General features: G+C 67.1%; 13 protein-coding genes and 1 pseudogene. 6 read left to right on the forward strand and 8 right to left on the reverse strand.

All coding sequences use genetic code 11. From position 1 onward, the window contains the following. Positions 1 to 20: 20 nt before the first annotated feature. The 8 genes from C6I20_RS01445 to C6I20_RS01480 are packed head-to-tail and all read right to left on the reverse strand — an operon-like array spanning position 21 to position 8,233. A complete protein-coding gene (locus C6I20_RS01445; RefSeq protein WP_118394330.1) occupies positions 21 to 1,115 on the reverse strand; it encodes an MCE family protein in 1,095 nt (364 codons plus the stop codon). Beyond that, complete coding sequence (locus tag C6I20_RS01450; protein WP_118394331.1) at positions 1,112 to 2,221, reverse strand: MlaD family protein; 1,110 nt, start codon at positions 2,219 to 2,221, stop codon at positions 1,112 to 1,114. Before C6I20_RS01450 ends, C6I20_RS01445 begins: the two co-directional genes overlap by 4 nt. After that, positions 2,221 to 3,315, reverse strand: a complete 1,095-nt coding sequence (locus C6I20_RS01455) for an MCE family protein (protein ID WP_118394332.1) — start codon at positions 3,313 to 3,315, stop codon at positions 2,221 to 2,223. The genes C6I20_RS01450 and C6I20_RS01455 overlap by 1 nt, the downstream gene beginning before the upstream one ends. Further along, entirely contained in the window at positions 3,312 to 4,283 is a 972-nt protein-coding gene (locus tag C6I20_RS01460; protein WP_118394333.1) for an MCE family protein, read from the reverse strand. The genes C6I20_RS01455 and C6I20_RS01460 overlap by 4 nt, the downstream gene beginning before the upstream one ends. After that, positions 4,280 to 5,296 (reverse strand): MCE family protein, encoded by a 1,017-nt coding sequence (locus tag C6I20_RS01465; protein WP_118394334.1) that lies wholly within the window; start codon positions 5,294 to 5,296, stop codon positions 4,280 to 4,282. The genes C6I20_RS01460 and C6I20_RS01465 overlap by 4 nt, the downstream gene beginning before the upstream one ends. Then, positions 5,293 to 6,570 (reverse strand): MCE family protein, encoded by a 1,278-nt coding sequence (locus tag C6I20_RS01470; protein ID WP_118394335.1) that lies wholly within the window; start codon positions 6,568 to 6,570, stop codon positions 5,293 to 5,295. Before C6I20_RS01470 ends, C6I20_RS01465 begins: the two co-directional genes overlap by 4 nt. Next, positions 6,567 to 7,406 carry an ABC transporter permease gene (locus C6I20_RS01475; RefSeq protein ID WP_118394336.1) on the reverse strand — a complete coding sequence of 280 codons (840 nt, stop codon included), beginning with the start codon at positions 7,404 to 7,406 and terminating at the stop codon, positions 6,567 to 6,569. The genes C6I20_RS01470 and C6I20_RS01475 overlap by 4 nt, the downstream gene beginning before the upstream one ends. Next, on the reverse strand, positions 7,403 to 8,233 hold the full coding sequence (locus C6I20_RS01480) for an ABC transporter permease (protein ID WP_118394337.1): 831 nt from the start codon (positions 8,231 to 8,233) through the stop codon (positions 7,403 to 7,405). Before C6I20_RS01480 ends, C6I20_RS01475 begins: the two co-directional genes overlap by 4 nt. A 190-nt stretch (positions 8,234 to 8,423) precedes the next feature. Here C6I20_RS01480 and C6I20_RS01485 point away from each other — a divergent pair, with 190 nt between their 5' ends. From C6I20_RS01485 to rplB, 6 genes and pseudogenes are all read left to right on the forward strand, one after another. Beyond that, on the forward strand, positions 8,424 to 9,143 hold the full coding sequence (locus tag C6I20_RS01485) for a MerR family transcriptional regulator (RefSeq protein WP_162891060.1): 720 nt from the start codon (positions 8,424 to 8,426) through the stop codon (positions 9,141 to 9,143). Positions 9,144 to 9,470: 327 nt separating this feature from the next. Then, positions 9,471 to 9,778: pseudogene (gene rpsJ / locus C6I20_RS01490) on the forward strand (30S ribosomal protein S10). Between the two features lie 14 nt (positions 9,779 to 9,792). Then, complete coding sequence (gene rplC / locus C6I20_RS01495; RefSeq protein WP_118394339.1) at positions 9,793 to 10,449, forward strand: 50S ribosomal protein L3; 657 nt, start codon at positions 9,793 to 9,795, stop codon at positions 10,447 to 10,449. Positions 10,450 to 10,453: 4 nt separating this feature from the next. Then, a complete protein-coding gene (gene rplD / locus C6I20_RS17805) occupies positions 10,454 to 11,485 on the forward strand; it encodes a 50S ribosomal protein L4 (protein ID WP_118394340.1) in 1,032 nt (343 codons plus the stop codon). Then, entirely contained in the window at positions 11,482 to 11,787 is a 306-nt protein-coding gene (rplW, locus tag C6I20_RS01505) for a 50S ribosomal protein L23 (RefSeq protein ID WP_118394341.1), read from the forward strand. Before rplD ends, rplW begins: the two co-directional genes overlap by 4 nt. Positions 11,788 to 11,800: 13 nt before the next feature. Next, a complete protein-coding gene (gene rplB / locus C6I20_RS01510; protein WP_118394342.1) occupies positions 11,801 to 12,628 on the forward strand; it encodes a 50S ribosomal protein L2 in 828 nt (275 codons plus the stop codon). Position 12,629: the final 1 nt, after the last annotated feature.

A 12,629-nucleotide genomic window follows, 5' to 3' on the forward strand; every position in this document is an offset into this window, starting at 1 on the left:
GGTTCCCTTCGGGTCGTGGTTCAGTTGGCCGGGCGTGGTGCGTACTGGGAGCCGCGCTGCTGGATCAAAGGACTCTCCACGGTGCAGTGGGCGTCCGTGCGGGCGGGGTGCCGGGTCGTGTCGTACGGACTGCGCTTGGGGAGTCCGTAGTCGCACAGATCGCTCGGGTTGGGCACCATCAGAACGTGCCCGGTGCCGTCGCGGGTCGACTCCGACATCGCGACAGCCTGAGGTGGAGCCCACGTCAGCCAGTGGTCGAAGCCGGGCAGGCGGTCGGTCCCGAGCTGTCCGAATGCGGTCCACGCCCGTGCCGTCCGGCCGATGTCGGGGGTGATGTCCGCGATCAGGTCGCCCAGGCTCGAAGCGAGCACGTTGACCTCGTCGATCAGCGAGCGCAGCGTCGGGTCTGACTTCTTGACGCTTGCCGTCACGAGATCAAGATCGTGCGCGAAGCTGCGGATGTCGTGACCCGTGTCGACCACAGTGCGCAATGGTGCCTGCGACTGCTCCATCAGGTGGCGGAGCCGCGGCTGCAGGCGCGCGAGCAGAGACACGGCGTGGTCCATTCGCTGGCCGAGCAGGACCAGGTCGGTGCCGGAGTCGAAGGCGTCGCCCAACTCAGTCGTGATGGTCTGGAGATCGTCAGGGTCGATCAGGTCCGCGACATCGTTGACATCGGTCAACAGCTTGTCGAAGCGGATAGGCACCCGGGTGTCGGCTCGGCCCACCGTGTCTCCGTCCTGGAGGTACGGCCCGTGATCGACCCTGGGCCGGAAGTCCAGATACTGCTCGCCGATCGCCGACAGGTTGGCCGCGACCGCCTCGGTGTCGGTCGGAATCCGCGTGTCGCCGTCCAGGCGCACTGTCGCCCGGACGCCATCGTCCTCGAGTCGCACGTCCCGCACCTCACCGATCGAGTTTCCGCGATATGTCACGTTCGCCCCGGGGTAGAGGCCGCCACCGGACGGCAGGTCGACCGTCACGGTCCGCGTCGCGGAGAGCAGGCGGGACCCGATCACCGAGTCGCCGAGGTAGGCCACTCCCAGGATCGCAATGACGATCAGGACAATCTCGGCCAGGCGGACGTTGCGCCTTTCGATCGTGGGGCGCCTCACCGCGAGCCCCCTCCCGTCGGGTTGCCCAGGAGAGAGCCGAGCAGCGCATTCGGGTCGCCCACGTCCGGCACCAAGCCACCGATCAGGTCGGGCAGTGTGGGCATTGTTGTCGCGGTGGGTGCCGAGAGGTCGGGCGGCAGGTCCACACCATCAGCGACGTGCAACGTGCCGATGGCGGTCAGGTCGAAGTTGGCGAAGTCCCCGGGTGTTGCCCGGTCGAGGGCATCCCCGAACGCTGTGATTCCGGTCAGCAGCGGGGCGAGCCTGTCCTGCTCGTGGATGACCTCGTCGAGAACCACCCCGGCATCCTTGAGCTGCTGGCCCAGTGTGACTCGCAGCTCGGTGATCACGCCGCTGCTGCGATCGCCCAGTCTGGTCATGGCCGCGAGCATCTCCATCGCTGCGTCCTGGCGGGCCGCGAGGCGCTCGACGGCCGGGGTGAGCTGCTGGACCGACGTCGTGATCGAGCCGGCGTCGTCGGAGAGCCCCGCGGACAGCCGGTCCATCGCATCGAGGGCGCCATCGAGGTCGTCGCGATGTGAATTGGTCGTCGTCACGAGCGTGTCGAGCTCCCCCAAGAGGTGTCGAACCGAGCCGGAGTTGCCGTCCATCGCGGTGACGAGCTCGTCGACGACGACCTTCAGATCGGCGTAGCTGCCGCCAGTCACGGCGACAGAGAGATTGGTCAGCAGATCGGTCGTGTCGGCGGCCGTCCCGGTGAGATCGATATTGATGACGTCGCCCGGCACAATGATTCCGCTGGAGTCCTCGGGTGGATCGAGCGCCACGAACGCTTCCCCGACCGGCGCGGTCAGTCGCACCTCGGCCCGGGTGCCGGTCGGGAGCCGGGTGTCCTTGGTCAGTCGCAGCGTGACGTGCGCGGTGTAGTCGACGGCGACGACCGACACGACGTCGCCGACGACCCGTCCGTCGAGCTTGACCGGGGCCTGGCGCGGCAGGTTGAGTGCGCTGTCGAACACGGCCTCGATCTGGTAGGTCGGTCCGGACACCTTGCTGGGCACCGGGACGTCGGAGAGGTCCGCGCCGCAGCCGCCCACGAGAGCGATCATGGAGGCGATCACGATGGCCGTGCTCAGGCGCCGCATCAGAAATCCTCCGGAACGGCCGCAAGGAACGCCGAGAAGATGGGGTCGAGCAGTCCTGATCCGTCCGCGGCGATCAGCTCGTCGCACAGCTGGGGCTGCTTGAGGTACTCCTTGCAGACGTCGTTGCGGCTCAGCGCACTCGTGACGAGCGAGCGGCGCATGTCCAGGCGCACGCGCAACAGTCGGGACGACGGGTCGAACGCCCGGCTGATGTTCTCTGCCACGAGTGGCATCACGTCGAATGTCTCGGCGAGGCTGTCGCGTTGGCTCTCGATGGTCGTGAGGACATCGGCCGCCCGGGCCACGTCCTCCGTGACCAGTGCGCGGTTGTCCTTGACAAAGGCCGTCATGCGGGTGCTCAGCCGGTCAAGCGTTGCGAGCGTGGCCGAGAGGTCGTCGCGCTGGTCGGCCAGCAACGCGGCGCTGTCGGCGACATTGCCGTTGAGGCGACGGATCGTGGTGTCACGGGTGGCCAACAGGGTCACGAGCGAGTCGAGGTCGTCGACGATCCCGTCCAGATCGGCGTCCTTGCCGTCGACCGTGCCGAGCGCGTCGGATGCCGCCTGCAGTGCGGCCCCGATCTTGTGCCCGTTGCCGTCGAGCTGCTCGGCTCCCACACGCAGCAGGTCGCCAACGTCCTTGCCGTCCGTGGTTGTGTCCTTCAGGGCCACCACGAGATCGTCGACCGAGGCCAGGATGTCGTCGACGTTGGCGGGGGAGCGGGTGCGCTCCACCGGGATGATCGCGCCGTCCCGGAGCGTCGGTCCCGAAGCCCATGCGGGGGTCAGCTCGACGAACCGATCAGTCACCAGCGAGGACTGCATGATCAGGGCACCGGCGTCCGCAGCGATGGATGCCTGGTCGACCCGGATCGTCACGTCGACGCGTGATCCCCGTGGCTCGATCGCGGTCACGGTGCCGATCCGTACGCCGATCGTCTGGACGTCGTTGCCGACGTACAGGCCTGTGGTGTCGGTGAACTGGATCGTCAGCGTCGTGTGGTCGTCGGGAGCCCGCAGGATGAGCGCGCCCGAGACCACGAGCAGCCCGATGACGACCGCGGCGATCAACCCCACCACGCTGCCCCGGGTCATCCGAGACACTCCGAGGGCCTGGCGAAGACGCAGACCAGGTTGTCGGGCAGCAGGAAGTAGGGCGCACCGACCTCGAGCCAGGGCCCGTTGCCGGTCGCGTTGGCGAAGTAGCGTGCCAGCGGGGCAAGACCCAGCAGGGTCGCGTCCAGGTCGTCGGCCCGGCTGTCCAGCGTGCGGAGGGTCTTCCGGAAGTCCTTGAGCATCGTGCGGACCTGGTCATCGTTGCGATCCGCGAGCGAGTCGAGGTCGCGCACGACCTGCTGGCCACGGGTCAGCAGGCTACGGATCGTGTCGCGGCGCCGTTGCACCATCGTGGCGACGACGTCTGCGTCGACCAGGAGGTCGTCGAGCTGTTCCTGCTGGGCCCGGACGACACCGGTCACCTGGCGGGTGTGGGTCAGCAGCCGGTCGATCTGCTGATCCTTGTCGCCGATGACCTTGGACAGCGCAGTGACGCTGGTGAGCGCCCGGTCGGTGATCTGCGGATCGTTGTCGAGCTCGGTCGCCAAGGTCGTGATCATCGCGTCGATCGCGTCCATGTCGAGCGCGTCCAGGGTGTCGTTGGCGCGTGCGACGACCTGCGACACGGTGTACGCCGGCGTGGTCCGGGCGACCGGGATCGTGGTGCCGGCGGCGAGTGTGGTGCCTCGGCCCGCCTCGACCTCGAGGTAGTTCTGGCCCAGGAGGGATGCCATCTTGACTGCTGCCCGGGCGTCCCGGTGCAGGGTGACGCCCTGATCGACGTCGAAGCGGACGACGGCCGTGGCGCCCTTGAGCTCGATGTCGGTCACCGAGCCGCTCGGGATTCCGGCGATGCGGACATCGTCGCCGACCTTGAGCCCCGAGGCGTGTGTGAAGGCGGCACCGTACGAGCTGGCGGCCGGTTGGAGCTGGTTCCAAGCAACCACCGCGAGCAGGGCCAGCGAGGTGAGCACGATGACGGCCTTGATGCCGGCCGCCCGCGTCATCGGCAGACCTTGGAGTGGGGCGGAGAGTCGCCATCGAACGTGGTGACACCCTTGATAGCGATCTTGAGCGTGCAGACATACGTGTTGAGCCAGCTGCCGTAGCTCATCGACCGGGCGTATCCGGCGAGCAGGTTGGGAGCATCCTCAAGGGCTTGACCGAGCTCGCCGTCGTGCCGGACCAGCGTGCCGCCGAGCTCGGTCATCTTGGCAAGGTCGGCGGTCAACGGATCGGCGGTGTCGTCCAGCATGCCCCCCAGTGCAGCGGTCAGCCCGTCCATGCTTCGCAGCGACGCGTCGATGTCGTCGCTGTCGTCGGCGAGCCGACCGACCAGCGAGTGCAACGAGGTGATGATGTTGCTGAGGTCCTCGCGGTGGTCCGACGCCGAGGCCATGACGGTCGTGACGTTGTCGACGACCCGGGAGATGACCTCGTCGCGCTCGGCGAGGTGGGACGTGAGATCGGCGGTCTGGGCCGTGAGGTGCCGCAACGTCGACCCTTCGCCCTGGAGCGACTTGACCACCTCGGTCGCCAGCAGGTTGACGTCATCGGGGTCGAGCGCATCGAACAACGGCTTGAACGCGTTGAACAGCGCAGTCAGGTCGAGGGCGGCTCGGGTGTGGTCGGTGCCGATGACGCTGCCCTCGGGGAGCCGCGCGCCCGGCTGCGCGCCGGCCTCCAGTGCGAGGTAGCGCTGGCCGAGCAGGTTGAGGTACGACACTCGGACGATCGTGTCGGAGCGTACGGACTGATCCGCCGCGACCGAGAAGTAGACCCGGGCCAGGCCATCGTGCAGCTCGCGCCCCTCGATGCGCCCGACGTGGACACCCGCGATGCGGACCTCGTCGCCGGGCTTGATGCCCGACGAGTCGACGAACTCCGCGACGTACTGTCGCTTGGCTCCGGACGACTGCTGGGCCAGGGTGTTGCCGACCATGCTGGTGAGCAGGATCGAGACCGCCGCGAAGAGGAGAATGCCGATGACCTCGCCCGGGTGGCGGCGCAGGACGCTCATCGGCTGCTCCCCGTCAGGGATCCGCCGAGGTCCTGCAGCAACTCGAACAGGTCGCCGACCAGTCCTGCGCCGTCGACAGGTGAGGCGGTGTAGTTCGGCGCGCGTGTCAGGGGCGACACGCCGTCGGTGTCGAGATCGGCGTCAGGTTGCTGGTTGAGCTGCGCAAGCAGGTCTTCGACCCGACCAGCTACATCCGCGAGATCTGGGTCATTCGCGGTCGATGGACTGGTCGCTCCGGGGATCGGGTTCCCACAGTTGGAGCCGGTCATCGTGCCGTAGCGGGGACAATCGCCGGCGTTGTAGGGGCTCATCGGGTCAACGCCGACGGTGCCCTCCATCTGGATCGCGTTGTCGTCGATCGCGTTGGCACCGTTGTGGAGCACAGTCGGGACGTCATGCAGGATCTGACGGATGTCGTCGTGGTGGCGGGCCGCGGTGGCAGTCAATGGAGCGAGGGTCCGGCTGAGCGTGACGACAGCGTCGCCGTGCCCGTCCACAAGCGTGTACGACTCGTCGGCGAGGTCGCGGGTCGCCAGCAGCATCCGGCCCAGCGCGGGGTCCATCTCGACGATGGTTCCGGCAGTCGTACGGAAGCTCGCCAGGGCCGACACGAGATCCGGCTCGGCGTCGGCGAGAACATCGGCCGCGTCCGTCCCGAGTCGGAGGGTCTCGAAGAACACCCCGGAGTCGGCGTTGAGCGTCGTGACGTAGGAGTCCGTGCGGCGGATGAAGTCGGCGATATCGTCGCCGTGGCCCTCGATTGGGGGGGCGACGGTGTTCAGGACCCGGTTGATCCGTTCGACGTCGACCGACGTGATGAGTCGCCTGGCGTCGTCGAACGTGTCCATCAGCCGAAGTGTGTCGATCGATCGGTCGGCCTGCAGCACATCGCCCGACCTCACGTGTGTCGCCTCGGTTCGGTGGTGGCCCAGCAGCTCGACGTACTCCGATCCGAAGATCGTGTTGGGCAGGATTCGCGCCGTGGCACCGCTCGGGATCGAGGTCGCGTGGCCCGCGTCAACCAGGAGATCGACGCGATAGCCGTCACCGTGCTCGCCGACCCTGAGCACGCGACCGACGATGATGCCGTGGAAGCGCACCTTGGCGCCGGGGCCCAACGAGTCGCCGAGCTCGTCGATCGCGACCGACACCTTCACGTCCTTGCTGACGATCCCGAAGTAGGACAGGCCGAGCCAGCCTCCGGCGCCGACGAGCAGGGTCAGTGCGACGACGGCAAGCAGGGCGCGCTGTGCGGGAGTGGGGTCCTGGCTCATCCGGAGATCGTCACCTGTTGGCCGGGGCCCCACAGCGCCAGTGTCAGGAGGATGTCGACGACCGTGATCGCGATGATGCTCGTCCGGATCGCGCGGCCTGTCGCGCGGCCGACACCCTCGGGGCCGCCCGTCGCGTGGAAGCCGTGATAGCAGTGCACGAGAGTCACCATGGTCGTGAGGACGACGACCTTGACGGCCGAGTAGAGCACGTCCCGCAGTGACACGAAGCTGGTGAAGTAGTGCTCGTACGTGCCGGCCGACTGGTGGTAGAAGACCGTGACGACCCAGTCGGTCGCGACGTAGGTGCCAACCAGGCCCAGGAGGTACAGCGGAAGCACCATGACGAGGGACGCCACGATGCGGGTCGACACGAGATAGGGGATGGGGCGGATCGACATGGACTCCAGCGCGTCGATCTCCTCGCTGATCCGCATCGCCCCGAGTCGAGAGGTGAAGCCGCAGCCGATACGAGCGGCGAAGGCCAGCGCCACGACGATCGGGGCGAGCTCACGCGTGTTGGCGTAGCCGGAGATGAAGCCGGTCAGGGGTGCGAGGCCGATGATGTCGAGCCCGTTGTGACCCTCGAGGCCAACCTCGGTGCCGGTCAGGGTTGCCAGCAGGAACACCACGCCGACCGCGCCGCCTCCCACCACGAGCAGCCCGCCACCCAGGCTCACCTCGGCGAGTTGGCGACCGATCTGGGCCGGATGGTTGCGGATCGCGACGGGGATCCGGGCGATCGCGACGAGGTGAAACCACAGCTGGTCTCCCAGTCGCACCAACGCGCCGAACGGCCAGGAAGGGGGCCGGACGTCGGGGCTCGCCTGGATCGTCATGCCACGCCGCCGGGGAAGAGTTGGGCGTAGGCCTGTGAGATCACGAAGTTGGCGCCGAACAGTGCGACGAAGTTGACCACGACGGCCGAGGTCACGGCATCACTGACGCCCGAGGGCCCGTTCTTGGCGGTGATGCCCTTGTGGGACGCAACGACCGCGCAGAGCACTCCGAAGATCGCGGCCTTGACCAGCGACAGGATCAGGTCCGAGGGCCGTGCCAGGGTTCCGACCGAGGCGAGGTAGCCACCCGCCGACAGGTCCATCGCCACGACGCTGACCAGCAGCGTGGTCATGATCGAGAAGAACATCACGACGCCGTTGAGCAGCACCGCCACGGTGACGGTGGCCATGACGCGGGGCAGCACGATCCGCTCGACGACCCGGACGCCCATGACCTCCAACGCGTCGAGCTCCTCACGGATGCGACGGGAACCCAGCTCCGAGCAGATGGCCGACCCGGCGACGCCGGCGAGCATCAGCGCCGTGATCATCGGGGCGGCCTGACGGACCACGGCGAGAGTGTTGCCGGCGCCGGTGAAGCCGGAGGCGCCGACCTCCTGCGCGAGCACGCCGACCTGTAGCGCCAGAATCACGCCGAACGGGATCGAGACCGCAAGCGACGGAAGGGTGCAGACCTTGATCGTGAACCACGTCTGGCGGAGGTACTCCTCGAACGGGAACCTCCCCGCGAGAAGGCTGCGAGGGATCGACCGGAGAACCTCGACGGCGAGCCAGACAGGTGCCAGCAGATCAACGATCGCACCCTGGGGGGACAGCGCGGCCCTGGGCCTCCTGGCGGGCTCGGTCTCTACCGCTCGTGCAGACACCTACACCTCCGGTTCGCGCCAGGAAGACCCTGGACACCATGTGACGCGGCGACTGTAACAGTGAAAATGTCGAGGTCGTCAAGCACCATAACGAGGCAGACGTGACCGGGGTCACGCTTTGGGCGGCACGACTTTGCCGCAATTCCAGATCGGATTGCGCTAACTCAATGACAGTAATAATGTCAGGATTGTGTCCGTTCTTTCCGACGAGGATTCGTCCCCCCTGCTGACGGTCGACGAGCTCGCCGCCGAAGCGGGGCTCACGGTCCGCACACTCCGTTACTACGCGAGCATGGGTCTCGTGCCTCCAGCGGTACGCCGAGGCAGGGTTGCGCTGTACGGGCGCGACCACGCCGCTCGACTGGGACTGGTCCGAGCGCTGCAGGATCACGGATTCACGATGTCCGCGATCGAGAAGGCCATGGCACGGATCCCGGCGTCCGCGGGCGTCGAGGACCTCGCGGTACAGAGGGCCGTGCTGACGTCCTGGGCACCTGCAGGACCCGAGGTGCTGGATCGTCGTCAGCTCGACGACCGCGCCGGTCGGGCGCTCGACGAGGAGCAGGTGGCGCTGCTGATCGAGACCGGCGTCCTGGAACGGGTCGGCCGCACGTACTCGCCGCTGCCGGGCTTCGAGATGAGCATCGAGCTGCTTGACGTCGAGGTCCCCGCCGACGGCATCCGCGAGGCCGCCGACGCGATCGAGCGGCACATGGGGGCCCTCACCGACGAGCTCACCGAGATCCTCAGGCGGCGGGTGCTCGAGCCGTACCGGGCGATTCCGCGCACCGACGAGCAGTCCGACCGCCTGGAGGTCACGATGCAGCGACTGCGCGCCCTGACCCTGCAAGCCGTTGTGAGCGGGTTCCAGCGGGCCACAAATGCCGTGATCTCGAGGTCGCTGCGATGACCGGGTCCGCACCGGCCCGATTTGTGTTTACCACGGCGCTTCTGTCAGAATAGTTCGGTTGCTCCGGCTCGATCGCTGGGGCGCCGACGTCCGGCCTCTCACGCCGACCAAGACGCCGGTGCCGAAACTGAGATCGAGCTTGTCCCGCTGCTCACAGTATTGATCGTGAGCGTGGGTCCAACCACCTAACTCGACAAGTGTGTGACGTATGCGCCCGTAGGGCCGCGACACGCCCGACCTCGGGGGTCGGCGGGAGGAAGAGCCATCTCCCTCGAACCCGGGGCGAGATGACAGCGAAGCGGAACGAAGAAAAGGACTAACGAGAGCATGGCGGGACAAAAAATCCGTATCCGGCTCAAGGCCTACGACCACGAGGTCATTGACTCGTCGGCGCGCAAGATCGTGGACACCGTGACACGCACGGGTGCCAAGGTCGCAGGTCCGGTGCCGTTGCCCACCGAGAAGAACGTGTTCTGCGTGATCCGTTCGCCCACAAGTACAAGGACAGCCGCGAGCACTTCGAGATGCGCACACACAAGCGCCTCATCGACATCATTGACCCGACGCCGAAGACAGTTGACTCGCTCATGCGACTCGACCTGCCTGCCGGCGTCGACATCGAGATCAAGCTCTGAGGGGGACTGCGACCATGAGCATCAGCAGCACAGCTACCACGCGCGGCCTCCTCGGCCGCAAGCTCGGCATGACCCAGGTCTGGGATGCCGACAACAAGATCATTCCCGTCACCGTGATCGCTGCCGACACCAACGTCGTCACGCAGATCCGTACGCGTGAGACCGACGGCTACTCCGCCGTCCAGCTTGGCTTCGGCGAGATCGACGGCCGCAAGGTCAACAAGCCGATCACGGGTCACCTCGAGAAGGCCGGCGTGACTCCTCGCCGCCACATCGTGGAGATCCGCACCGAAGCCATCTCGGACTACACGCTGGGTCAGGAGGTCTCCCCGGAGATCTTCGCCGCGGGCGACGTCGTCGACGTCACCGCGACCAGCAAGGGCAAGGGCTTCGCCGGTGTCATGAAGCGTCACGGCTTCCACGGCGTGGGCGCTTCGCACGGCTCGCACCGCAACCACCGCAAGCCCGGCTCGATCGGCGCCTGCGCCACTCCGGGTCGCGTCTTCAAGGGTCTGCGCATGGCCGGTCACATGGGCGCCGAGCAGGTCACGACGCAGAACCTCAAGGTTCACGCCGTCGACCTCGACAAGGGCGTCATCCTCATCAAGGGCGCCGTACCTGGCCCCAAGGGCGCACTCGTCGTCATCCGCTCTGCCGTGAAGGGAGCCTGAACCCATGGCAAAGACCATTGACGCTCAGCTGCCCGTCGACATCTTCGACGTGCAGGTCAACATCCCGCTGATCCACCAGGTCGTCGTGGCGCAGCTCGCCGCGGCTCGCCAGGGCACGCACAGCACCAAGTCGCGTGGCGAGGTGTCCGGTGGTGGCAAGAAGCCGCACCGCCAGAAGGGCACAGGTCGCGCCCGTCAGGGCTCGATCCGCGCACCCCAGTACAAGGGTGGTGGCATCGTCCACGGCCCGACGCCGCGCTCGTACGACCAGCGCACGCCCAAGAAGATGAAGGCCGCCGCCCTGCGCGGTGCCCTCTCGGACCGGGCTCGCTCGGGTCGTCTGCACGTAGTCGACAGCATCGTGCCCGGCAACCAGCCGTCCACGAAGATCGCGCTGGCGACACTGCGTGACCTCACGCCGCGTCCCCGCGTGCTGATCGTGGTTGACCGCGCCGACACGCAGACGGCGATGAGCCTTCGCAACGTCGGTGAGATCGTCATCCTGACGTTCGACCAGCTCAACACCTACGATGTGCTGCTCAGCGACGACCTGATCTTCACGCAGGCCGCATTCGACGGCTTCGTCGCCGCTCGTTCGGCCGAGGGTGTCGAGACGATCGCCTTGAGCAAGGCAGCGACCGAGGTCGACGCCCGCGACAAGGCCAAGCCGGCCGCAAAGAAGGCGCCGGCCAAGAAGGCGCCGGCCAAGAAGGCCGCTGCAGACAAGGCACCTGCTGCCGCGAAGCTCGTCGAGGCCCCGGCCGCCGACGAGCCCGCGACGAAGGCGCCGGCCACGACTGACGGCCCCACCGTTCCGGACAACGCGACGGCGACCCAGCCGTACGGCCCCGGGTCGAAGGCCCCGCTGAAGAGCGGCAACGCTCCCAAGGGCTTCGCGATCAAGGGCAACGCCGACTCAGGGCTCTTCCACACCGAAGACAGCCAGTGGTACGAGCAGACCGTCGCCGAGGTGTGGTTCGACTCCGTCGAAGCCGCCACGGCTGCCGGGTTCAAGCCCGTTGGAGGAGACAAGTGAGCACGATCCACAAGGACCACCGCGACATCTTGATCGCGCCGGTCGTGAGCGAGAAGAGCTACGGCCTCCTCGACGACAACAAGTACACGTTCGTCGTGCACCCCGACGCGAACAAGACCGAGATCAAGATTGCCGTCGAGAAGATCTTCGGCGTCAAGGTGACCGCGGTCAACACGCTCAACCGCAAGGGCAAGACTCGCCGCACCAAGTCGGGGCTGGGCAAGCGCAAGGACACGAAGCGAGCAATCGTCAGTGTCGCCGCCGGCCAGAGCATCGACATCTTCTCGAGCCCGAGCGACTGAGGACTGAGGACATATGGCTATTCGTAAATACAAGCCGACAACGCCGGGCCGTCGTGGCTCCAGCGTTGCCGACTTCGCCGAGATCACCCGCACCACGTCGGAGAAGTCGCTGACCGAGCCGCTGCCCAAGAAGGGCGGCCGCAACAACCAGGGACGCATCACGACGCGTCACCAGGGTGGCGGACACAAGCGCGCCTACCGCATCATCGACTTCCGTCGCTACGACAAGGACGGCGTGCCGGCCAAGGTCGCTCACATCGAGTACGACCCCAACCGCACCGCTCGCATCGCGCTGCTGCACTACGCCGATGGCGAGAAGCGCTACATCATCGCTCCCGAGGGCCTGAAGCAGGGCATGAGTGTCGAGTCCGGTGTCGGCTCCGACATCAAGGTCGGCAACAACCTGCCGCTGCGCAACATCCCCGTCGGCACGCTGATCAACGGCATCGAGCTCCGCCCCGGCGGTGGCGCCAAGATGGGCCGTTCCGCAGGCACCAAGGTGCAGCTCGTCGCCAAGGAAGGCAACAAGGCGCAACTGCGTCTGCCGTCCGGCGAGATGCGCTACGTCGATGTCCGCTGCCGCGCCACGATCGGTGAGGTCGGCAACGCCGAGCAGTCCAACATCAACTGGGGGAAGGCCGGACGCAACCGCTGGAAGGGCAAGCGCCCGACCGTCCGCGGTGTCGCGATGAACCCGGTCGACCACCCGCACGGTGGTGGTGAGGGCAAGACGTCCGGTGGACGTCACCCCGTCTCCCCGTGGGGCAAGCCGGAAGGCCGCACGCGCAAGCGCAAGGCCAGCGACCAGATGATCGTCCGCCGCCGCAAGTCCGGCCGCTGAG

Source organism: Aeromicrobium sp. A1-2, assembly GCF_003443875.1.
Lineage (GTDB): Bacteria > Actinomycetota > Actinomycetes > Propionibacteriales > Nocardioidaceae > Aeromicrobium.